Genomic DNA, 21,065 nt, shown 5'->3' on the forward strand with positions numbered 1-21,065 from the left:
AATTACGCAACCTCACGCACAACGTCCTCCCCTCCGGCCCCTGGTAGAGACCGGGCAGTACACACCTACTGCAGCCTCGAACGCGATGAGCCCAATAGCCGTTGCATCCGTCGTCGGGAACAGCGTCGTGGGTTGAGTCGCAGGTGTATCGAACTGTGACCTCCATAACGCTGGTCCGAGCCTCGTTCACCGCTACCGTAAAGACACTGATGATTCTCCTGGAGGCGAAAGAAGGACAATATTCGGTGGTGACGAGACAATTCGTCGTGAGACCCTCACGCGCGGCGACGCCGAAATGGATCAGTTTCATGAGAGGTCCGAGGTTCGTGGACCTTCCCTTCCGAGTGCTATTGCTCCTTATCAGCGTTGCAGGACTCATGCCGGCGGCAATGGAATCGTCGAATCCTCAGTATGTTGCGTTCCAGGTTCTCGGGGCGATCCTGATTGTCAGCGTCTGTTTCGTCCCGCTCACCGCTGGCTTGATGGGGTTAGTGCTATTCGTTGTCTTTGGGATCACCTTCCCCGAGTTCGTCAATCCATTTCCGACCGTTGCTGGAGCCGCGATCGCGCTTGTCCTGAGTCAGCTGCGGATCCGTTCGTTTTCCTTACTGACGCTGCTGCTATTCGGGATCGTGGTTGCCCATACGGCAGTGGGAATCTGGGAAGGGGATGGTGAGTCGCTCTTTACGATGGCTTTCGGGTGGCTACTTGCCGTGATCCTCGGACTTGCAGCAGCAGCATTCGAGCGGCGTATCCAGTCTGAGATCTTGATGAGAACAGCACAGGCACGCTCACACGAGAGAAACGTAGAGAGGATGCGGTTGGAACTCGCGCTCGATACGCACGACACTGTCTCTCACGGTCTGGCCGCCGAGGCAGCGATCATTCGGATGCTCGGTGTTGAGGCCCGTATGGAGGATCGCTCCGATTCGAGAGTCACGGAGTTGGCGCTGGTCAATGTACACACGCAGCAGCAGCTTCGTGTGCTGCTGGCCCGACTCACCGGCGATCCTGGTGGACGACGGACCATGAGGGCATTCGACGTTGAGATGCTCAAGGCTGCGGAGATGATCGGTTCAGCTACAGAGGCAGGCGGGTTCGATATTGGGATCCGCGTTGAAGCTCTGCCGAGTGACGTGCCTGCAGAGACGCTTGAGACGGCTCAGTTCATTCTCAAGGAGCTCGCTACGAACATGGTCAGACACTCCTCAGCAACGTCCTCATGCGCGATATCTGTCGAGCAGGTTGAGAAGCAGATGGAGATATGGATCGAGTTCGAAGCGTCCAATCCAGCTCTGCAAGCACCTACGCGTACGCCCCGAAGTCTCAGCGCGCGGGTGGAACGTGCAGGAGGGTGTTTGAGCACGTCTCATGACGAGGGGATGTTCGCGATTAAGGTCGCGATTCCCGTAGGGAACGGGGTCGCAATGTAGATACCTCGTATGAGGGATGTCCGAGGAGGTGGAATTGGCGTGCTCTTAGAGCATGAAACTCATCGTCGCCCTCTCGACCGCTGCTGCTCTTCAACTCTCCCCCCTGACCGCCCCAGTCGAACGCGCCCCCGCCACCGTGTCCATCCATTCGGTATCGGCAACTGATGAAATCGACGTCAGCCCCACGCGAAATCCCTACAGGTGCGTTATCTGGCGCGTCATCGACAAGAAGAAGTTTCAGAAGTATTGCAAATGAACCCTTCAAGCCGCCACATCCCGGTGCAAGCGCCGAGCGCTCACGGACGCCTTTCGGTGCTCATCGTGGACGACGACCAATGGACCACACGAGCGCTCTCCTACGCGCTTGTCACTGAGCCCGACATGAGTGTGCTCCCGCCAGTTCATAGCGGTGAAGAAGCCGTTGAAAGCTACCGGCAGCACCGTCCAGATGTGGTCCTCATGGACGTCAATATGCCCGACGGGATCAGCGGCGTGGATGCGACCCTTCGCATTCGTAAGCTCGACCCAGACGCGACTGTGATCATCCTCAGCACCGTCTCCCCGGGGCCAGGGCTCGCACGTGCTCTCGAAGCGGGTGCGGTCGCTGCGGTGAATAAGACTTGCTCCGAATCAACTCTGCGCGAAACGGTCCGCGCTGCTGCACGTGGAGACGACCCCAGCATGTTGAAGTTCCTCGCGCGAGACATCGTCATCGCCGGCGACGCCCTACCTGACGCCCCTGCAGTGAGCCCTCAAATTACCGAACGCGAGCATGAAGTGCTCACTCTGATCTGCGAGGGGCGCGGATACGAGGAGATAGCCGAGACCCAGGGCATCTCCGTTTGGACGGCGAAGACACAGGCGAAGCATCTGCGAGAAAAACTTCAGGCGGAGAATCTGGCTCAACTCATCGTCCGCGCCCTTCAGCACCGCTTCTACTCGACCTAAGAGGCATGGAAGCACCTCAGGGGCGGTCTCAACCAAGGGCATAGGGTAATCGCGAGAAGTGCCGGTCATGTTCGCGGGCTCACCCCGGTATCCGTGTCCTGTGGCATCTGAGGGCAATCGATATCTCGGCATAGGTGAAGCCGGCCGGGCTCCATATACCTCGAATGAGGGGTGAGAGCGGTCTTGCGAGGCACCTATGCTCCTATCGCCGGACATTCCGGTGCGAAACACACTTCAGAAGGAGAACTAATGCTTCGCAAAAGAAAGTGCCTGGCGGGGTTCTTGCTGGCTGGGAGCCCGGCTCTGGCCGGAGGCCATTCCGGCCGGAGGAGCGGGAGGCGCCGGGGGTAGTCGCGAACGACTCCGGACATGACGAAGCCCAGGTCAGAAACAGTGTCTGACCTGGGATTTCTGCGGTCACAAGAGGCCGATTTCACGTCATGCAATGCATGGGATGCATGGTTCTGGTTCCGGTTTGGTCCCGGGTGAGCATAGTGGTTGAGCGCTACGATTTCCCGTTCTTGTCGAGTTTACGACGGCAAGGTGCGTGCGTCTCCTAGCCCCTTCCATGCCGTCGAGGTCCCCTCGGTCTGGGTACGTAAGAACGAAGACGACAAAGAGGATTAACCCAACCGACACGGCGATAACGGGGGTGAAACACACGGCCACCAGCAGGATCGCTGCGAGGACTTGAAACGCCCAGTACAGGGGATCTGGCGCTTCAATCGATGCGGGCGTCAAACCGACGACAGCGATTAATAGCAATAGCACACGGAATGGCGCATCCACGTATCGTGGTCCGCGCAGCACTCTGGTCCAGTTAGTGCTCCGGCTGGATGAAGTCGCCTCTGCCGCCTCAACATCTATTCCCAAAGTCTGCCCTCTTCCCAGCCCGGGGATGCCCTGCCGTCTACTCACCGGACCTGGTCCTCGGCAGTCACGCGCCCTCATCAGGGTCACAGTTCGATACACGTCTATGAGCTGGTGCGACGTACCTCAAACGAGGGATGTGGGGCCGAATGCTCTGCTTCTAGATTCGACTCACCGGACACTGCCGGCACCCAGGTCTTCGAAAAAGGGAAAGCTATTCTGCAACTGGTGATACAGGGAAGGTGCGCACCATGAACAGCAAGCAAGGTCGAGTAAGAATCTGGACGGCCGCGGCTCTCGCACTGGCGGGACTCGTGCTCCTGATCGTCTGGGCAGTCTCGCTCTACAGGTACGGAATCTGGGTGGACGCCAATGCGGCTGTGGGAGACGCGCGGCCGTTGGACTACGCTCTCTTTGCGTTGGGTGTCGTATTGCTCGGGGCGTCCCTTCTCGTGTTCCTCGTTCGACGAAGAGCTCATTGCTAACTGCACTGTTGGCGGTTCGTCGTCCAGCAAACCTGATCAAGGTCGACGTACGGGATCTCGCGTATCCTCTATTCCTCGTTGGGAGCTGCAAATCGGTGGTCCAGTGTGTAGCGAGTGTTCGTGGGAGATTTCGAGGGAGCCGGCGGCTTCGGTGACGTCATCGCGGAGATCGGCGTTCTCGACGAGGTAGTTGCGGACGTCCTCGCGGGTGCGCACGATGCCGACGAGGCCGAGCTTCTCACGGGCGGCGTGGTGGACGCGGGTGTAGTCGTCCTCGCTGAGAGTATTGATATCGATGATCGACCGGCCCGACACCGCGGCATCCCGCTTAACGTGCTCCAGAAGATCCTCGGCCACAAATCGATCGAGACAACCAAGGGCTACCTCCACCCTGATCTTGATCACATCGCCCAGGCGGGGGACCTGGCCAACCGGTTCCTCGACGCCCAGACAGAGGGACCCGAGCGGTCGTCTGGCAAAGGGCGAGGGAAGCCGAAGCGTGGTCCCGACGATCGGGGCCAGTGAGGCCGAAAATGGGCATCTGGTCCCGGTTTGGTCCCGGGTGTTCAACTTAGGCGCCTCGAGGCGTCTGCGGGAGGCGATGCAAGCGGGAGGTTCCGGAGGAGTGGACGAAGGCCGTTTTCTCCTACAACCTGGCCGACGTCTATGTGAATGCGGTGTGGCAGGCGGCTGACAAAGCCGGTGCTGATGCCAACGCACGAGGCTGAGCGACGCCTCGCAGGCAGGAACAGCGAGCCCTCCGTTTGCCAGATCAGTGAAACTGGCCAGAAAAAAGAAGTCCCGAAGCGATGTGCTTCGGGACTTCTTCAGTGAGTCGGGCTAGCGGGATTTGAACCCACGACCTCTTGACCCCCAGTCAAGCGCGCTACCAAGCTGCGCCATAGCCCGTGGTGTTGAGCCTTGTAAATACTAGCGAGTTGTCTCAGGGAAGGCAAAACGGGATGTGTGCTCATGTTTCGGTCGGCACGGTCAGTTGCGCACAGGGGACGAGGTGGAGGTGCAGGAACCGCTGATCGGGCAATTATTACGGGCCGGTATGTGAGACGCAGGACTCAAAGTTGATACGATGATCTGGCCGTATCATTTCAGCTTCGCAACATAAGGCGTCTGCTGTTGCGCAGATGTTATCTTCGGAGCTGAAAGGTAGGTTTGAGTAAGCCTGAGCAAGGAGAAGACATGTCTGACGCTGCAGCACCGCAGAATCTCAAATACTCGCGGGACCACGAATGGGTCGACGCGACCGCTGATGCTGCCACCGTGCGCATCGGCATCACCGACTTTGCTCAGGACCAGCTCGGCGACGTCGTCTTCGTGGACCTGCCCGAAGTCGGCGACACCCTGGAAGTCGGAGAGGACTTCGGCGAGGTCGAATCGACCAAGAGCGTCTCTGACCTCAAGGCTCCCGTCTCCGGTGAAGTGCTGCGTGTCAACGACGCTCTGGAAGACGCGCCCGAGATCATCAACAGCGACCCCTACGGTGACGGCTGGATGCTGGAAGTCGCGCTTTCCGACCCTTCGGAAGTCGAAGCGCTCCTTGACGCCGACGCCTACAGCGCACACGTCGAAAGTGAAGGTGCTTGATGACTCAGCAGCCTCAGCCCGGCAACCCGGAAGGAACCGGCGAACAGCAGCCGGAAACCACCTCGCACCAGACGCAGGCGGCTCAGCCGGCGCCCATCAGCGGAATCCTTGATCCGCGCACCGGCGAAATCCGTCCCGTTCCCGACGTCGACCACCTGCAGGAAACCGACGCCCTCCTCGTCGTAGTCTCCGGACCCGACGCCGGTGCGCAGATCCTGCTTGACACCGACGTTGTCACCGTCGGCCGCAGCCCCAACGCCGACATCTTCCTGGACGATGTGACGGTTTCGCGCAAGCACGCTGAATTCGTCCGCACTCCCTCGGGCTTCACCCTGCGCGACACCGGATCGCTCAACGGCACCTACGTGGGCCGTGAGCTCATCGACAAGGTCGAACTGCAGAACGGCGCCGACGTGCAGATTGGCAAGTTCCGCATGATCTTCCAGCAGCGCCCGAGGACTGCGTGACCGACATTCAGCTCGAAGTCGTCGGCGTTCGCATCGAACTGCCGGCGAACCAGCCGATCCTGCTTCTCAAAGAAGCCTCCCAGGCGCGCTTCCTGCCCATCTGGATCGGATCTTCGGAGGCAAACGCGATCGGCATTGCACTGCGCGGGGTAACCCCGCCTCGTCCGCTCTCGCACGACCTCATGGTCAACCTCATCGAGGAGTACGGCGACACCCTCGAATCCGTGCACATCACGGAAGCTGACTCCCACACCTACTATGCGGAACTTCGCACAAGCGGCGGGCACACGGTGTCAGCGCGCCCATCCGATGCGGTCGCAATGGCGCTCGTCGCAGGATGCCCCGTCTATACCACCGCGGAGCTGATGGGGCAGGCCGGAATCGAAGGTCCGGAGCCTGACGAAGAAGAAGTCGCCCAGTTCCGCGAGTTCCTTGACCACGTGTCACCCGAAGACTTCGAAGGCGAATCCTGACCCGCCTATACTGAGGAATTCCGAATGCTCCGGGCCTTAGTGGACCGGAGAAGATCGCCCTTGCTGACAGCAGAGAGTGGATGATTGTGAAAAGCGTTAACCCGATGTTCGAGCTGGCCGGCGATGCCCGCGCCTCCGAGGAAACCCTCAAAGGTCTCGACGCCTGGCGCGATCTCGACCCCAAACAGCAGCCGCAGTACACCGACCCGGCAGAGCTTGAGGGCGCGCTTGAACAGCTGCGCAGGGTTCCGCCGCTGGTGTTCGCCGGCGAAGCCGACCAGCTGAAAGCCCAGATTGCAGCTGCCTCGCGCGGCGAAGCGTTCCTGCTTGCCGGCGGAGACTGCGCAGAATCCTTCGAAGATTCCACCGCCGACAGCATTCGCCGTCGCGTTCAGACGATCCTCCAGATGGCCGCTGTGCTCACCTACGGCGCTGCCGTTCCCGTCGTCAAGATGGGGCGCATGGCCGGCCAGTACGCCAAGCCGCGCTCATCCGATGTTGAAACCCGGGACGGCGTGACGCTGCCCAGCTACCGCGGGGACATCGTCAACTCCCACGAATTCACAGAAGAGGCTCGACGACCCGACCCGGCCCGTCTGCTCGACGCCTACCATGCATCAGCCTCGACCCTGAATCTCATGCGCGCCTTCACCAAGGGAGGCTTCGCGGACCTGCGCCAGGTGCACCAGTGGAACCGCGGCTTCCTCGGGGCGAACGAAAACTACGTCCGCTACGAAAAAATGGCCGGCGACATCGACCGTGCACTGCGCTTCATGGACGCTTGCGGTGTCGACTTCGACGCTATGCGGACCGTCGAGTTCTACTCGGCCCACGAAGCTCTGCTTCTGGAATACGAGCAGGCACTCACGCGCATTGATTCGCGCACGGGCGACCCCTACGACGTTTCTGGCCACTTCCTGTGGATCGGTGAGCGCACCCGCGACATCGACGGTGCGCACGTCGACTTCCTGTCGCGCGTGAAGAACCCCATCGGCGTGAAACTCGGCCCCAACGCAACGGCAGACGATGCTCTGCGCCTGGCCGAAAAGCTTGACCCGGAAGGCGAACCCGGTCGTCTGACCTTCATCACCCGCATGGGCGCACAGACAATCGGCGAGGCGCTTCCCAAGCTGCTGGCCGCCGTTAAGGACGACCTCCCGCAGGTCACCTGGATGTGCGACCCGATGCACGGCAACACCATTACGGCCTCCAACGGCTACAAAACCCGCCGCTTTGAAGACGTCATGGGTGAAGTCACCGGATTCTTCCGCGCCCACCAGGAAGTCGGCACGGTGCCCGGCGGCATCCATGTTGAGCTCACCGGCAATGACGTCACCGAAGTCATGGGCGGCGGAGCCAACATCGACGAAGAGGGCCTGCAGCGCCGCTACGAAACCCTCGTGGACCCGCGCCTGAACCACGACCAGTCACTCGAAATGGCGTTCCAGGTGGCCGAATACCTGACAGAGGGCACGGACTGACGAACCTGACATAGAAGAGCAAAGCCGCCGGGAGAGAAATCTCCCGGCGGCTTTGCTTGTGCCACACGAAGCTGATGGAGGCGGACTGAGCCGCGAAGAGCAGCAGACTGAGCGTCAGTCTTTCGGCTTGTCGTCTTTCTTCTTTTCGTCCTTCGGCTTGTCGTCCTTCGGTGGCTCCTTCCCCTTGGAGACTTTGAGGATCACCAGAGTGTCCGCAGTCCTCTTCTTGCCGGGGCCGGGGTACATGGCCACAACCTTGCCCTTGGGCGTGTATTCGCTGTAGACGTCATCGCGTGCAACCCGGAAGCCCATGCCCAGCAGACGCTTATACGAAGCTTCGTAGTCCTGCCCTCGCAAGTCCGGGATGGCGATCGTCTCCGGGCCGCTTGAGACCGTGATGTCAATCGCGCTGCCCTTCTCAGCCTGACTGTCGGCCTTGGTGCTTTGGGAAACAACGCGGCCCTTCTTGCCCTGTCCTTCGACTGTCGAAACCTTGCCCTTCTTCAGGCCGGCGTCTTCCAGGGCCTTAGCCGCTTCGTCCTCTGTCTTGCCGACGAGCTTGGGAACTGCGACCATTTCGGGTCCGTCGGACGTGACAAGGGTGACTGACGATCCTTCTTGCAGCTGTTCTCCCGCGGCGGGGCGAGTCTCAATGACGGTGCCCTTGGCGATGTCGGCGTGCTTACGGCCTTCGGTGCTGACCGTGAAACCGGCCTGCTCGAGAATCTGCCGAGCATCAGCCTCGGCTGTGCCTGCCTCGATCTGGGGAACCGCAGCCATGACGACTTCCTGCTCGGTTTCGCCCCCGATCACACCGGAGGCTTTTGCAATGCCGAACGTGCCCGCCAGGCCAAGAGCAGCGACAGCCGCAACCAGACCAACGAAGACAGGCCGGCGGCGGCGTGAGTCGCGCGGCTCATCGTTATCTTCGAGTTCTTCCGCGGTCGGCGGCTCGTTTTCAAGCGGTGGAAGGTCAACCGGGGGAGTGCCGTCAGCCGAAACCGCGGCGGCGGTCAGAGTGCCGGGGATCTCAGTCGTCGAACTGACTGCGGCAGGGGTTTCGTCAGTGGAGAGCTTGGGAATCTCACCCGTGCCGGGAACCGGTTCAGGAGCTTCGAGGCCGATCTGCTCGTCAATGTCGGCGGTTGCTGTCAGCGCCGGTTCGGTGGGATCGGCCGCATCCGATGTGCCGCCGAAGTCAAGCTGCTCATCCGTCATCGCCAACCGGGCTTCGCCAAGAGCCTGGCGCATTGCAGTGGCGCTTTCTGGGCGGTCGTCCGGCTTGGGGCTTGTAGCCCACAGGACAAGAGCATCCAATTGGGGGCTGAGCCCGGGAACTGCCTCCGACGGTGCTGTCACACGGTCGTGCACGTGGCGGTAGGCGACCTGAATCGGGACGTCGTCCGTGTACGGCTGGGATCCGGTGAGCATCTCGTAGAACATGATGCCCAGCGTGTAGAGGTCTGTGCGTTCGTCAGCGCCGCTGCGCGTGACAAGCTCCGGTGCGACGTAGCCGACAGTGCCGATGAGCGTTTTCGTCGTGGTTTCGCTCGTCACAGCGCGTGCGAGTCCGAAGTCAGCGAGTTTGATCTGCCCGTCGGTGCCCAGAAGCACGTTGTCGGGTTTGAGATCCCGGTGGATCATCCCGGCTTCGTGAACAGCTTCGAGCGCGGCGAGGATCGCGTCGACGACGCTGATGGCCTGGCGGGGTGTGAAGCGGCCGCGGAACTTCAGTTCCTTGCGCAGAGTGACCGACTCCAGGTACTCCATGACCAGATACACGACGTCCCCATCGCGGGACTGATCGTTTACCGCGATGAGGTTGGGGTGGGACAGCCGGGCGGCGTTCATCGCCTCGCGTTCGAAGCGCTCAACAAACGAGGGGTCGCTCGCCAGGTGCGCGTGCATGACCTTGACCGCGATCTCACGGTCAAGCCGCAGGTCGGTTCCGCGGTACACCATGGCCATGCCGCCGCGAGCGACAACGGATTCGATGCGGTAGCGGCCGTCGAGGACGACGCCGATCAGCTGATCACGGATCTGTGCCATGCGGCACCTCCGAATTGTGGCTGTAGCGTTCGGTGAGGATGTCGACGGTGCGCACGAACGAACGCGTGTCCGGCGCCATTCCCGTCTGCTCAATGCTGGCGGCACCCTGGTAGTAGGCGGCGACGGCGGCCGAGCGGTTGTCGGTTGTCGCCAAGAGCCTGCGCAGGATCGCAAGCCCTGCGACGATGTTGTTTTCAGGGTCGAGGATGTCCAGACGACGGCCGATGAGCGATGAGGCCCACTGGCCTGCCCGCGGTGTCAGCTGCATGATGCCGATGCCGTTGACGGGGGAGACCAGCCGGTGGTTCAGCCCGGATTCTTGGGTTGCAACGGCCAGTGCCAGTGGTCCGTCAACACCGATTTCACCGGCCAGGCGAAGGATCGTTTTGCGCACCCAGGCGCGTGATGGAGAAGGGCGGCGCATGAGCTGGGCCTTATTCAGCCGGGCCGCCATCAGCACGTCCTCCGGGTATTCCCGTCCATCGACGGAGTGGGGAATGTTCGGCAGCTTTTCCGGCAGGGTGGGTTTGACGCGGGCGCTCGTGGCACCGGAACCGGACAGTGCGAGGACTTCTCCAACGGTGATGAGAACGGAGGTTCCCATTGCGTTGGCGCGCTGCAGTGCCGCGGTCGAGGTGCCGTGTTGGCGGGCGATGGATTCGAGGGTGTCGCCGGGTTTGACGGTGTGGCCGGCAGGCGGCGGTGGGACGTTCTTTTCGGGCAGGGAGAGGATCTGTCCGGGTGTCAGTGAGGTGCGTCCGCGCAGTTCGTTCAGTTCGATGAGAGCGGGAGCCGAAACGCCGTGCTTTTTGGCCACGCTGATGACGGTGTCGCCCGTGCGCACACGGTAGGTGCGGCCGCCGTGGGTGACGGGTACGGCCTCAGTGATGGTTCCCGAGGTGAAACCCGGCGCGGGCGCACCTGTAGGGTCGCGCCTGGTGTCTCGCTGCATGGGACGCTTTCTGTGGGGAAGTTGGTATGCCCCCAGGTTAGGTGCACCGGTCGGCGGGCACAGCCAGGCCCGGCGGCGTGTCGGATCATCCGACTGTCCGGCCGTCACGCCTTAGACAGTGGTCGTGCCGTAGGCTTGAAGTGTGAAAAAAGCTGAAGAGATCGTTGACGAATGGGTGACCGCAGCAGAAGCTGCTGAGCTTCTCGACGTGCCGGTGACAAAAGTCCACCGCAAGATCGAGGACCGTGTTCTTCTGGGCCTGAAATCCGGAACTCCGCCGACCATGCGGATTCCGGCGCTCTTCATAAAAGACGGCCAGCCCGTGCCTGCTCTGCGCGGAACTCTTATTCTGCTATCCGACGCCGGATTCTCGGACGATGAGGCGATCGCCTGGCTGTACGAAGAAGACGACACCCTGCCCGGGCGGGCCATTGACTTCCTGCGCCGCGGCGAAAAATCTGAGATCCGCCGGCGCGCCCAGGCGCTGGCCATCTGAGTCGGCCCGGGCTTTCGGACCCTCAGCTTGAGCGAACGGTGAGGGACTGCGCGTAGCCGCGCAGCACCTTGTGTCCTTCGGCGTCCAGACCGAGCTCACTGAGCCTGTCGAGTGCCGCCTCGGAATCGGCGACTTCCCGCGCAATGAGCTGCTCCATGCGCTCAAGCGCACCGGAAGAGCGGATGAGGTCGGTCATCCGCGCGATGTCCTTAGCGGTTTTGCGCTCAGCGGCTAGGGCGCTGACAAACCAATCGCGCTCACCCTCCGGAAGAGCCTCGAGGGTGTGGCCCACCAACACGGTCTTCTTGCCCTGGCGCAGATCATCGCCCGCGGGCTTGCCGGTGACCTCCGGGTCGCCGAAAACGCCGAGTTCGTCATCGCGCAGCTGAAAGGCCCGGCCCAGGGGCAGGGCGAAAGCACGCAGCGCGTCAATGACCGCCTCATCGGCTCCGGCAATCGATGCGCCGACGGCAAAGGGCTGTTCGACGGAATACTTTGCGGTTTTGTAGGTGAGCACTTCCCAGGCGCGGTCCGTGACTTCGGCCGCCGGAACGGGGGCGTCCTGTACGTAGATGTCGAGAAACTGTCCGAACATGACGTCCCGGCGCAGGTCGTTGCGCGCCTCCAGTGCAGCCGGTGACGTCGCATCCGGCAGGCCGGTCATCGACCAGAACTCTTCTGACAGGGCCAAACAGAGGTCGCCGGCGACAATTGCCGTGGCAATTCCGAAGTGTTCGCTGTCGCCGGCAAAGCCGTCGTTCCTGTGCAGGGCTTCAAACTGCCGGTGCACCGACGGAGCGCCCCGGCGGGTGTCGGATGCATCAATCACGTCGTCGTGAATGAGAGCTGCGGCGTGCAGAAGTTCGACAGCCGCGGCGGCATTTGCGATGCCGGGGTGGGCTTCGGCGCTGCCGCCGGCAATCTCAAAGCCCCACCAGGCGGCCAGAGCGCGGATGCGCTTGCCGGAGGCCGTGAAGTCCAGAATAGGCCGCATCAGGTGTTCAGCGGACGGTGACAGCGCTGTGAAGCGGCTGGAGGTGCTGTCCAGGCCCTCGCGCAGAGCGGCATCAACCTGGCGGCGGACATCAGACGGATCTGTAAGGCTCATGCCCTAAGCCTAAACGGGCCGCGGCCGGGGTTGGACGCGGGATGAAACGGGCCTCTCTCCGGGTTTCTGTCCGTGTACGATGCGAACAGGGGGACGCATGAGCAGAAAGCAGCTGGACCGCACGGGCGGTGATCTGACGGGCCTGGGTGATGACGACACCGGCTGCACAATCCTCCACCTCGACATGGACGCGTTCTTCGTGTCCGTTGAACGCCTCCTCGACCCTTCGCTTATCGGCCTTCCCGTCATAGTCGGCGGTCGCAGCAACAGGGGAGTGGTGGCCTCGGCCAGCTATGAGGCCCGAGCCTACGGAGTGCACTCGGCCATGCCGATCGGCCGTGCCCTCACACTGTGCCCGAACGCGGTCGTCGTACCACCGACGAAGGGCGTCTACTCCGAGTATTCAGACCGTGTTTTTGCTGTTGTCAGCGACGTCACCCCGGACTTCAGCCGCGTCAGCGTCGATGAGGGCTACATCGATGTGTCCGGTGCGGTGCGCAGGCTTGGCAGTCCCGCGCGCATCGCCCTGCACCTGCGGCAGACGATTGCCGAAAGAACGGGCCTGCCGTCCTCCATCGGGCTGTCCCGGTCGATGGTCGTTGCCAAGATTGCGTCAGCCAGGGCCAAGCCCAACGGACAGCTGGTGGTGCCGGTGGGGAAAGAAGCTCAGTTCATGGAGTCGATGCCCGTCACAGCGCTGCCGGGGGTTGGCCGAGCCACGCACGAAACCCTGTCGCGCTACGGCATTCGCACAATCGGCGATCTGGCCCGCCAAACACCGGCCTGGGCAGCGAAGACCCTCGGCTCGGCCGGTCCAGCACTTGTCGGCTACGCGCAGGGGCGCGACAGCCGGACTGTGCACGACAGGGCAAAAGACCATTCGATCAGTGCGGAGAGCACATTCGACGACGACATCTACCAGCTGGAACGGCTGCGCACCGAGCTTCTCCGTCTGGCTGACAAAGTGACCGCCCGAGTGCGGGCCGAGGGGCTCGCCGCCGGCACTGTCACTCTGAAGTTCCGGTCACCCGACTTCACCACCATCACCCGGTCGGTCACCCTGCCGGCTCCGACAGATGTCACGGGCGAGGTGTACGAGGCTCTCCTCGGACCTCTCGAGGTGGCCGCGGCCAAGCGCACGGGCGCCAGGCTGCTGGGAGTGGCGGCATCGAACCTCCAACCCGTCGGGGTTGTCGGCAGGCAGGAGACCCTGGAAAGCAGCGGCAGGTCAACACGCGAATCGGACATCGCGGTCGACGAAATCCGCAAGAAGTTCGGCAAGGGAGCTATCTCTCCCGCCTCACTCCTGCGCCCGGAGTAGGGACTTTTTCTCCCGCCCATGGAATTCAAAGACTCATGTGGCACTATCATTAGTCGTATCGACTTCAGAAAGTTTTGGGCAGGAAGTTCACACCATGGCTCTTTCAGATCACGAACAGCAGCTTCTCGACCAGCTTGAACAGCAGCTGCGGAGCGAAGACCCCAGCTTCGCCCAGAACATTTCGCGCCCTGCGGAGGACGCTCCCGGCCTGCGCCTTTCGCCGCGTCGCCTGGTTTTGGGCATCGTCATTCTCGTTGTGGGCCTGGCAGTCGCAATGGCCTCGCTTTTCTTCTTCAACATGCCCCTGGCGGCTGTCGGCGGCGTGGTCGGCTTCGCAGCCATGGTCTTCGGCGGCTACTACGCCGTGACCCCGGATGAAAACGCTGCGGCTTCTTCGTCCAGCACAGGATCAGCGCCCCGCAAATCAGGTGCGCCCAAGCGCCGCTCGTCCTTCATGGAGCGCATGGAAGATCGCTGGGACAAGCGCCAAGAGGGCTGAAACGAACATAAACGCGTAAGCGGCGGTGGAGTTTTCCACCGCCGCTTACGCGTTTATCGCCTTCTTCATCGGCGTCGTTCGAACACGCTTGCCGGCAGCAGCGTCTTCAGCACTCGCTGCGGACCGGACAGACGGCCGAACAGCTCGTCGTGAACATCCGCCACCAGGCCACGGCTGTCATCTGCACTCAGCTGAACGTCCGCGTTGCCGTAGCGCTGAGCGTCCGACGCCCGTGCAGCACTCGCCAGTTCAGCCGCGCTATCAGGCGCGTACTCAGCCAGCGCGGCGGCAGCAGCCGGTGCCGTCATTGACGAGCGCAAGCCGAGCCCCGCATCGGCGGCGGTCGCCGTGATCTCGTCCCACAGGCCTGCCGCACCCGCCCGCAGGCGGCGACGGCGCTGAACGGCACGAACAATCATCGGCAGAAGCAGCAGCGCAATGATGATCGCTGCGGCCAGAAGCAGCCAGACCCACGCCGGGATTGGGGCAGCGGCCTCAGCGGACCCTTCCGCTGTGTCATCGGATTCGTCGTCTTCTTCGCTGCCGGCGTCTTCGGTTTCTTCCGGAGTCGGTTCGGGGCTTGCAGAAGTCGGCTCTTCCGTCGGCTCATCGTCAGGTTCTTCTGACTGTCCGCCAGCAGTCGTCCAGGCGGGAATATCGCCGACCGGACCGCCGGGGGTCGGTTCGAAGCGCACCCAGCCGATGCCGTCGAAGTACAGCTCCGGCCACGCGTGAGCTTCGGCCAGAGTCACCTGATATTCGCCGTCGCCGATTTCAGAGCCTGCGGTGAAGCCCACGCCGATTCGCGTGGGAATGCCCAGGGAGCGGGTCATCGACGCCATTGCAGCCGAGAACTGCACGCAGTAGCCCTTCTTCTGCTTCATGAAGTCCGCCAGCGCCGAACTCGATGCCGTAGTCGGCGCTTCGAGTGAATAGGTGAAATCTCCGCCGCGGAAATACGCCTGAATGGCAGCGGCCTTCGCCCACTGCGAATCCGCGTCCTCCGTGAGTTCGCGTGCCGTGTCGGTGATGACCGCTGGGACATCGTCAGGCAGCTGGGTGTACTTCTGGTCAGCTGAACGTCCCGCATTCTCTCCGGCGTCGTCGAGCTCTTTCGCCGTCGGCTGCAGGGACAGGTAGTCGACCGAATAGTTCAGCCCGCGCGAAGTCACTCCGCTGCCCACAATCGTGAGCGTCTTCGGGTCGTACAGCCACTGCGGACCCGCATCATGAGTCTGCGTGGGAGCAAACGGAGCCGGCAGATACGCCTGATCAAGTGCGCCGATCGAAAACTCCGTGCTCTGCTGAACACCAGCGGGAGCCTGCGAGTGCGCATTGGACAGACCGCCGTCAGCGGTGCGCGACCGGCTGAGGGGGAACTCCGCGGGTTTCCACACTTCGCCGTCGAACTCGCTGACCGAGGTCAGGCGGATGGGCTCTCCGGCACCCGGATCGGTCGTCGTGTAGGTGAAGACGGGGTCAGTGGAGGGGTTCTGCAGGTCGTTGCGGATGGTGAGGAACGGGTTGATGATCGTGAGATCCTCAGCGCGCTCACTGGAGTAGTGGGGTGTTGCCGTGATTGCCGGCAGGACGGTCGGCAGGCCCATGCCCAGCAGGAGCGCCAAAGCGCCCGCCAGCAGCGCGGTTCCGGGGAACCTGCGCAGGCCGTTCTTCGCCCGACCGACCACGGTGCCGCGCTGGCGCAGGGCTTCTGCGCCGGGCCGGCTTGCGGCCGTGTGCTTCTCATGGCCGGCAGTCGAGCCCACTCCGGTGTGCGCTGTGAGAACAGAGCTGGCGTACTCGGTGAGCAGCACGATGATGAAGGCCGCACTGATGGCTGCCATGTGGACCGGCTGCGTGTGCACCGAGGCGAAGTACACGGGGAAAGCCCACACCGTCAGCAGCAGGAAGGCGGGGACCTTCGATATGCGCAGGTCCGACACCAGGCCGTCGATGATGAGCGCTAGGAACCCGAAGCCCAGAGTGAAGATGGTGATGAGGCCGCCGGTGGCCTCCAGCGGAATCTGCTTGGTCGCGACATCCTCAAAGCCGGCGCTGACAGACGACACGAGAGCCGAAATCGACGACGGGCCCGGTATGAAGCCCGCGATGAGCGAATCGGGCACGCAGATGAAGAGCACTGCAAAGCTCGCCGCGAGGAACTGCACGAGAACCGCGAGTCCGGATTCGGCCACCTTGCGGACCATGCGCGCCAGCCATCCCACCAGCAGGGTGATGCCGATGATCGAAACGACCGGCACAAGCAGTTCGAGCCCGGAGAACATGGCGGTCGTGGCATATGCGGCCAGCGACAGCGCGGCAAACAGGAGGAGAGAGCGGATCATCTGCATCAGCGACCCCTCCCTGCTGTCAGCGTCCACCGTTTGGGGACAGCGGGCTCGGTTCCAGCGGCGGGGATCTCAAGCGAATCGGCGGCCCACACGTGGGCGCGGGCCGGAACGTTCACGCTCAGGCTGCTTCGGTCGGCACACACGATGACTGTTTCGACGTTCTGCGGCAGACGCACGCCCGCGGGCACGCTTCGGCCATCAGCCTGGGAAATCGCCAGTTCTGCGTGCGGAAGATCGAGTGAACGGGCCTCGACCCGGACGTCGTCTTCTCCGCACAGCAGGCGGATGTCATAGCCGGCGGCGAAGTAGGCGCGCACGGCAGCCGCCGCGGCGGCCGCAAGCGTTTCAAACTGCGGGCTGGGCTCCGAGGCTTCGCCGTCCGCAGGTGCGGGCAGCCCGCCGTCGAGGACGACAATCGCGGTGGCGTGTTCCTCTTCTGCTTCCTGGCGGACCGCCAGTTCGCCCAGCCGGGCCGTGGTCTTCCAGTGAATATGGCGCAGATCGTCGCCGGGAGCGTATTCGCGTGTGAAGTAGTCACGTGTTCCGCGACCGCGTGACACGCGGTCACTCGAGATGCGCGACAGGTGAGCCGACAGCGACTGCGGATAGCCGACAGGCACCTCGGCCGGTGCTGCCGCAACATCCAGTGAACCGGGAACCGACCGCATTGAGGAGGCCAGACCAAACGGCCCGGCGACAGCGGCCGACAGCTTCTCAATCCCGGTCATCCCACGGTGAGTGGGCACGAAAACAGCCTGCACGTCCGCGTACCCTCGCGCGGGCAGGGAGCCCAAGTGCGCATCCTGATCAGGTCCGAAGCCCGGCTTCGCGTGCAGAGTGAGATCAAAGGGAAGCAGGGGAGTGGGCAGACGGTTCGCCGCGCGCACCGTGACGACGAGTTCATCGCCCACTTTGGTGATGGCGGTTCCGTCCAGGGCCGGCGCATCAGCCACCAGCTTGGCACTCAGCTGCGAACTGGTGAGCAGTGCTGCCAGCAGACTGAACACGACAAGCCCGATGAACACGATGCCCACGGGAAGCAGCCCCGGAAAGCCGAAGCGGTAGGCGGCGATGATGAGCGCTGCCCCGAGGATGACGAAAACCCAGCCGGAGGTGTTGATCCTCATGCCGAAACAGGCACCCTCCTGATGATGTCGGCGATCAGCTGCTCGGCAACATCGGGAGCGTCGGTGTCCTGGGCGATGATGCGGTGAGAAAGGACCGGCACGGCCATTGTCTGCACGTCGTGCGGTGTGACATAGCCGCGGCCCTCGAGCACCGCGTTGGCCTGTGCTGCACGCAGCAGAGCCACTGACCCACGCGGAGAAACACCCATGCGGATCGAGGCATCGCTGCGGGTTTCGGTGACCAGGCCCACGATGTAGGTGCGCAGCTCATCGGTCGCGGGGAGAGCCGCAACCGCCTGGCGCAGTGCCGTGAGCTCTTCTGTTGTGGTCACGGCTCCAAGCTGGTCGAGTGGATCGGGGCCCACGTGTGAGCCGAGCATCGAGACTTCGTCCGCCAGCGAGGGGTAGCCCACCGAGGTGCGCATGAGAAAACGGTCGCGCTGAGCTTCCGGCAGGGCGTAGGTGCCTTCCATTTCAATGGGGTTCTGGGTTGCCACAACCATGAACGGGTCGGGCATGAGGTACGTGGTCCCGTCGATTGTCGCCTGGGATTCGGCCATGGCCTCCAGCAGCGCTGACTGGGTTTTGGGGGAGGCGCGGTTGATTTCATCGGCGATGACGATGTTGGAGAAGATCGGGCCGGCGCGGAATTCGAACTGGCGGGTCTCCTGGTTGAACAGGTTGACGCCCAGAACATCCGAGGGCAGCAGGTCAGGGGTGAACTGGATGCGGCGCACGCTGCCGCCGACCGAGCGGCTGAGCGCTTTGGCCAGCAGGGTTTTGCCGACGCCGGGAACGTCTTCCAGCAGCAGGTGGCCGCCCGCGAACAGAGATGTGATGGCCAGGCGAACAGTGTCGGCCTTGCCGTCGAGGACTGAGCTGACCGCGGTTGTCAGTCGCGAGGCGATTTCTCCGTAGTGCTGAATGTCTTCGGGCGCTGGTGTCGTCATGCGCTCCATTCTGCCCCACAGCCGAAGGCCGCTCCACTTTTCACCCCACTTCCCTCCACCGGGTCACTCCACTTTCCTCCCCACGCGCCCCCACTTTCCTCCCTGCGGCCCTCCATAGGGGTGTTTTGGCGTGTTTTTCGTGGGTTTTCTTCTCCCGAGGTGCCTGTTGGGTGGTCTTTTCCGCGCCCCTTTGGTCTGGTCACCCCACTTTCCACCACCTCTGTGACCAGGGGAAATGCAGATTCTAGGCGGGTATTTCTTCCCTGGGGAGGACATGGTGGGGGAAAGTGGAGTATAGTGGGGCTCATCGGAGTCGAGTGGCTTCGAAAGGGGTGAGACGACATGTTCTTGGGCACGCACTTTCAGCGGCTCGATGACAAGGGTCGTCTTCTCCTGCCCGCAAAGTTTCGTGAGGAACTGGCCGGGGGCCTGGTCATCACCCGGGGTCAAGAGCGCTGCCTCACCCTGTTCTCGACCCGGGAGTTTGAAACCGTCCACGAGCAGCTTCGCGCCGCTCCCATGACGAGCAAGGACGCCAGGGACTACCTCCGCGTGTTTCTCTCCGGAGCTTCGGCCGAGCAGCCGGACAAGCAGGGGCGGTTCACCATTCCGCAGATCCTGCGCCGGTACGCATCGCTTGACCGCGATGTCGCAGTGATCGGCATGGGAAACCGTGCTGAGATCTGGGATTCGGCTCTGTGGGAGGAATACCTCGCAGACACCGAGCAGGGATTCGCCGATCGCACCGACGAGGTGATTCCCGGAGTCTTCTGATTGTTGGTCCGAAGACTCCGTCCGACCGAAGACAGGGTTTTGGAATACTTCCCCGATTCCAAAGCCGAGGGGTCCTGACACACTTCCCCGGTGCCAGGGCACGGCCGGACGGGGTCTTAGGTCCAACAGCCGCGAAGAACACGAAGGAGGAGGACAGTGAGCGACTACCCGCACGTACCCGTCCTCCTGGACAGGTGCGTTCAGCTGCTGACAGTCGGCATTGACGCTGCCCGCGCTGCGGGGGAGACCCCCGTTGTTGCGGACATGACGCTCGGCATGGGCGGACACTCGGAAGGCATTCTCGAATCAAGCGATGACGTGCGCGTTCTGGGCATCGACAGAGACCCCGAGGCAATAGCCATTGCCAGCAAGAGGCTCGAACGATTCGGTAAGCGCTTCACGGCGGTGCACGCGTGCGATGACGAACTCGGCGCGATTCTCGAGCAGCGCAGTGAGCGCCTGGCCGGCGTTCTCTTCGATCTGGGCGTGAGCTCGCTGCAGCTGGACGATGACGATCGCGGCTTCAGCTATTCGCGCGCTACCGCACTCGACATGCGGATGAACGCAGAAGACACCCTGACCGCGGCAGATGTTCTCAACACCTATTCACAGGCGGAGCTGGCCCGCGTCATCTCTGACTACGGCGAAGAGCGCTGGGCGGCCAAAATCGCATCCGTCATCGTTGAAGACCGCCAGGAAAGGCCGTGGGAAACCACCGACCAGCTGGCCGAGATGCTCCAGCGGGTCATCCCCGAACCCAAAGGCCAGCGCAAACGCTCCCACCCGGCTAAGCGCACCTTCCAGGCCCTGCGCATCGAAGTCAACGCGGAACTCGACATTCTCCGCTCCGCACTTCCACAGGCCCTGGATGGGCTGCACGTGGGCGGAACCGCTGTCGTCGAGTCCTACCAGTCGCTCGAAGACACCATCGTCAAAAAGATCTTCCGGGCAGGAACCGTCAGCTCCGCGCCGCCGGAACTGCCCGTCGTGCCCGAACATCTGCAGCCCTGGCTGAAAGACCTCACAAGGGGAGCAGAAAAGGCCGATGCCGAAGAGATCAGCATCAACCCCCGTGCCGCGAGTGTGCGCTTGCGGGCAGTGCAGAAAACCAAGGAGAAGCCGCAATGAGCCACGCAGTCACAACGGCCGCTCCCCAGAGCAGCCCGCGCAGACAAACAGAGCAGAACAAGCCGAAGCTCCGCCTCGTCGTACCGGAAATCGCCGAGGCCCGATCGTCTTTTCCCCTCATCTGCATCGCCACGGTCGTTGTGGGGCTTGCACTCATCCTGGTGACCAACATCTTCATCAACCACAGCACGTACCGGGTGCAGGAGCTCACCGTCGAACGCGACCAGCTGACGGATGACCGTGACCGACTCGCCGAAGACCTTTCCTACCGGATGAGCCCGCAGAACGTTGAAGACACAGCGAAAGCTCAGGGTATGAAGCCCGCGGAATCCGTTAAGTTCATCCGCGAAGATGGCACAATAGTCGATGCGCCAAAAGGCGAGGGCAAAGCTCCCGAAGCCCAAGTTCCGGGCCCCCGCAAAGACGCCCGCGACGACATCAAGCCGAATCTGAAATCTGACGAAAAGCTGCCGGTTGTAGGCGGCAGCAGTGGGACGCTCACCCCGCCGAAACTCCAAGAGCCAAAAGAACCAGCCGACAAGTAAGGAAGA

The 21,065-nt window shown here is 62.6% G+C and carries 20 protein-coding genes and 1 tRNA gene; 14 read left to right on the top strand and 7 right to left on the bottom strand.

The genetic code is table 11. From position 1 onward, the window contains the following. Nucleotides 1-209: 209 nt before the first annotated feature. The 4 genes from Bravens_RS04695 to Bravens_RS10700 all read left to right on the top strand — a co-directional run bounded on the left by Bravens_RS04695 (nt 210) and on the right by Bravens_RS10700 (nt 4,261). Nucleotides 210-1,433, top strand: coding sequence for a sensor histidine kinase (locus Bravens_RS04695; protein ID WP_062020782.1), 1,224 nt, complete (start codon nt 210-212; stop codon nt 1,431-1,433). A gap of 52 nt (nt 1,434-1,485) precedes the next feature. Further along, nucleotides 1,486-1,689: a hypothetical protein gene (locus Bravens_RS04700; protein WP_062020785.1), complete on the top strand. Its 204-nt coding sequence runs from the start codon at nt 1,486-1,488 to the stop codon at nt 1,687-1,689. A 65-nt stretch (nt 1,690-1,754) separates the two neighbouring features. Next, nucleotides 1,755-2,381 carry a response regulator transcription factor gene (locus tag Bravens_RS04705; RefSeq protein WP_239233132.1) on the top strand — a complete coding sequence of 209 codons (627 nt, stop codon included), beginning with the start codon at nt 1,755-1,757 and terminating at the stop codon, nt 2,379-2,381. Nucleotides 2,382-3,850: 1,469 nt separating this feature from the next. Then, nucleotides 3,851-4,261 carry a tyrosine-type recombinase/integrase gene (locus Bravens_RS10700; protein ID WP_061944427.1) on the top strand — a complete coding sequence of 137 codons (411 nt, stop codon included), beginning with the start codon at nt 3,851-3,853 and terminating at the stop codon, nt 4,259-4,261. Nucleotides 4,262-4,571: 310 nt separating this feature from the next. Here Bravens_RS10700 and Bravens_RS04720 read toward each other — a convergent pair. Continuing rightward, nucleotides 4,572-4,645: transfer RNA gene (locus Bravens_RS04720), tRNA-Pro, on the bottom strand. Nucleotides 4,646-4,933: 288 nt separating this feature from the next. Here Bravens_RS04720 and gcvH point away from each other — a divergent pair. The 4 genes from gcvH to Bravens_RS04740 all read left to right on the top strand — a co-directional run bounded on the left by gcvH (nt 4,934) and on the right by Bravens_RS04740 (nt 7,759). Continuing rightward, a complete protein-coding gene (gcvH, locus tag Bravens_RS04725; protein ID WP_062020793.1) occupies nt 4,934-5,338 on the top strand; it encodes a glycine cleavage system protein GcvH in 405 nt (134 codons plus the stop codon). Then, the gene (locus tag Bravens_RS04730) at nt 5,338-5,805 is read left to right on the top strand and encodes an FHA domain-containing protein (protein WP_209435916.1); all 468 of its coding nucleotides are present in this window, start codon (nt 5,338-5,340) and stop codon (nt 5,803-5,805) included. Before gcvH ends, Bravens_RS04730 begins: the two co-directional genes overlap by 1 nt. Beyond that, nucleotides 5,802-6,278: a bifunctional nuclease family protein gene (locus tag Bravens_RS04735; RefSeq protein WP_062020796.1), complete on the top strand. Its 477-nt coding sequence runs from the start codon at nt 5,802-5,804 to the stop codon at nt 6,276-6,278. The genes Bravens_RS04730 and Bravens_RS04735 overlap by 4 nt, the downstream gene beginning before the upstream one ends. Nucleotides 6,279-6,382: 104 nt before the next feature. Then, complete coding sequence (locus Bravens_RS04740) at nt 6,383-7,759, top strand: class II 3-deoxy-7-phosphoheptulonate synthase (protein WP_062022246.1); 1,377 nt, start codon at nt 6,383-6,385, stop codon at nt 7,757-7,759. A gap of 114 nt (nt 7,760-7,873) precedes the next feature. Here the strand turns inward: Bravens_RS04740 and pknB are convergent, their stop codons facing one another. Then, nucleotides 7,874-9,808 carry a Stk1 family PASTA domain-containing Ser/Thr kinase gene (pknB, locus tag Bravens_RS04745; RefSeq protein WP_062020799.1) on the bottom strand — a complete coding sequence of 645 codons (1,935 nt, stop codon included), beginning with the start codon at nt 9,806-9,808 and terminating at the stop codon, nt 7,874-7,876. Continuing rightward, on the bottom strand, nt 9,792-10,760 hold the full coding sequence (locus Bravens_RS04750) for a lytic transglycosylase (protein WP_062020801.1): 969 nt from the start codon (nt 10,758-10,760) through the stop codon (nt 9,792-9,794). The genes pknB and Bravens_RS04750 overlap by 17 nt, the downstream gene beginning before the upstream one ends. A 142-nt stretch (nt 10,761-10,902) precedes the next feature. On the opposite strand from Bravens_RS04750, the gene Bravens_RS04755 reads away from it, so the two are divergent. Further along, nucleotides 10,903-11,256 carry an Rv2175c family DNA-binding protein gene (locus tag Bravens_RS04755; protein WP_062020803.1) on the top strand — a complete coding sequence of 118 codons (354 nt, stop codon included), beginning with the start codon at nt 10,903-10,905 and terminating at the stop codon, nt 11,254-11,256. A gap of 22 nt (nt 11,257-11,278) precedes the next feature. Here the strand turns inward: Bravens_RS04755 and Bravens_RS04760 are convergent, their stop codons facing one another. After that, a complete protein-coding gene (locus tag Bravens_RS04760) occupies nt 11,279-12,364 on the bottom strand; it encodes a polyprenyl synthetase family protein (protein ID WP_062020806.1) in 1,086 nt (361 codons plus the stop codon). Nucleotides 12,365-12,461: 97 nt separating this feature from the next. On the opposite strand from Bravens_RS04760, the gene dinB reads away from it, so the two are divergent. After that, nucleotides 12,462-13,685 carry a DNA polymerase IV gene (gene dinB, locus Bravens_RS04765; RefSeq protein WP_062020809.1) on the top strand — a complete coding sequence of 408 codons (1,224 nt, stop codon included), beginning with the start codon at nt 12,462-12,464 and terminating at the stop codon, nt 13,683-13,685. Between the two features lie 94 nt (nt 13,686-13,779). Further along, on the top strand, nt 13,780-14,184 hold the full coding sequence (locus tag Bravens_RS04770; RefSeq protein ID WP_062020812.1) for a DUF3040 domain-containing protein: 405 nt from the start codon (nt 13,780-13,782) through the stop codon (nt 14,182-14,184). Between the two features lie 65 nt (nt 14,185-14,249). On the opposite strand, the gene Bravens_RS04775 is transcribed toward Bravens_RS04770, so the two are convergent. Genes Bravens_RS04775 through Bravens_RS04785 form a run of 3 tightly spaced genes read right to left on the bottom strand, consistent with a single transcriptional unit; the run spans nt 14,250 to nt 18,612 of the window. After that, nucleotides 14,250-16,529, bottom strand: a complete 2,280-nt coding sequence (locus Bravens_RS04775; protein ID WP_167346393.1) for a transglutaminase TgpA family protein — start codon at nt 16,527-16,529, stop codon at nt 14,250-14,252. 5 nt (nt 16,530-16,534) lie between these two features. Beyond that, the gene (locus Bravens_RS04780) at nt 16,535-17,662 is read right to left on the bottom strand and encodes a DUF58 domain-containing protein (RefSeq protein ID WP_062020817.1); all 1,128 of its coding nucleotides are present in this window, start codon (nt 17,660-17,662) and stop codon (nt 16,535-16,537) included. Continuing rightward, nucleotides 17,659-18,612: an AAA family ATPase gene (locus Bravens_RS04785; protein ID WP_061941301.1), complete on the bottom strand. Its 954-nt coding sequence runs from the start codon at nt 18,610-18,612 to the stop codon at nt 17,659-17,661. The genes Bravens_RS04780 and Bravens_RS04785 overlap by 4 nt, the downstream gene beginning before the upstream one ends. A gap of 342 nt (nt 18,613-18,954) precedes the next feature. Between Bravens_RS04785 and mraZ the strand changes: the two genes are divergently transcribed. The 3 genes from mraZ to ftsL all read left to right on the top strand — a co-directional run bounded on the left by mraZ (nt 18,955) and on the right by ftsL (nt 21,059). After that, entirely contained in the window at nt 18,955-19,386 is a 432-nt protein-coding gene (gene mraZ / locus Bravens_RS04790; RefSeq protein ID WP_019175277.1) for a division/cell wall cluster transcriptional repressor MraZ, read from the top strand. Between the two features lie 156 nt (nt 19,387-19,542). Continuing rightward, the gene (gene rsmH, locus Bravens_RS04795) at nt 19,543-20,514 is read left to right on the top strand and encodes a 16S rRNA (cytosine(1402)-N(4))-methyltransferase RsmH (protein WP_062020819.1); all 972 of its coding nucleotides are present in this window, start codon (nt 19,543-19,545) and stop codon (nt 20,512-20,514) included. Beyond that, on the top strand, nt 20,511-21,059 hold the full coding sequence (gene ftsL / locus Bravens_RS04800; protein ID WP_019175275.1) for a cell division protein FtsL: 549 nt from the start codon (nt 20,511-20,513) through the stop codon (nt 21,057-21,059). Before rsmH ends, ftsL begins: the two co-directional genes overlap by 4 nt. Nucleotides 21,060-21,065: the final 6 nt, after the last annotated feature.

This window comes from Brevibacterium ravenspurgense (assembly GCF_001584615.1).
GTDB classification, from domain to species: domain Bacteria; phylum Actinomycetota; class Actinomycetes; order Actinomycetales; family Brevibacteriaceae; genus Brevibacterium; species Brevibacterium ravenspurgense.

Coding starts and splice junctions, on each gene's coding strand:
- Bravens_RS04760 (WP_062020806.1), bottom strand. CDS start 12,364: ATGAGCCTTACAGATCCGTCTGATGTCCGCCGCCAGGTTGATGCCGCT.
- pknB (WP_062020799.1), bottom strand. CDS start 9,808: ATGGCACAGATCCGTGATCAGCTGATCGGCGTCGTCCTCGACGGCCGC.
- Bravens_RS04750 (WP_062020801.1), bottom strand. CDS start 10,760: ATGCAGCGAGACACCAGGCGCGACCCTACAGGTGCGCCCGCGCCGGGT.
- Bravens_RS04770 (WP_062020812.1), top strand. CDS start 13,780: ATGGCTCTTTCAGATCACGAACAGCAGCTTCTCGACCAGCTTGAACAG.
- dinB (WP_062020809.1), top strand. CDS start 12,462: ATGAGCAGAAAGCAGCTGGACCGCACGGGCGGTGATCTGACGGGCCTG.
- Bravens_RS04780 (WP_062020817.1), bottom strand. CDS start 17,662: ATGAGGATCAACACCTCCGGCTGGGTTTTCGTCATCCTCGGGGCAGCG.
- Bravens_RS04700 (WP_062020785.1), top strand. CDS start 1,486: ATGAAACTCATCGTCGCCCTCTCGACCGCTGCTGCTCTTCAACTCTCC.
- Bravens_RS04785 (WP_061941301.1), bottom strand. CDS start 18,612: ATGACGACACCAGCGCCCGAAGACATTCAGCACTACGGAGAAATCGCC.
- gcvH (WP_062020793.1), top strand. CDS start 4,934: ATGTCTGACGCTGCAGCACCGCAGAATCTCAAATACTCGCGGGACCAC.
- Bravens_RS04730 (WP_209435916.1), top strand. CDS start 5,338: ATGACTCAGCAGCCTCAGCCCGGCAACCCGGAAGGAACCGGCGAACAG.
- Bravens_RS04740 (WP_062022246.1), top strand. CDS start 6,383: ATGTTCGAGCTGGCCGGCGATGCCCGCGCCTCCGAGGAAACCCTCAAA.
- ftsL (WP_019175275.1), top strand. CDS start 20,511: ATGAGCCACGCAGTCACAACGGCCGCTCCCCAGAGCAGCCCGCGCAGA.
- mraZ (WP_019175277.1), top strand. CDS start 18,955: ATGTTCTTGGGCACGCACTTTCAGCGGCTCGATGACAAGGGTCGTCTT.
- Bravens_RS04695 (WP_062020782.1), top strand. CDS start 210: ATGATTCTCCTGGAGGCGAAAGAAGGACAATATTCGGTGGTGACGAGA.
- Bravens_RS04775 (WP_167346393.1), bottom strand. CDS start 16,529: ATGATCCGCTCTCTCCTCCTGTTTGCCGCGCTGTCGCTGGCCGCATAT.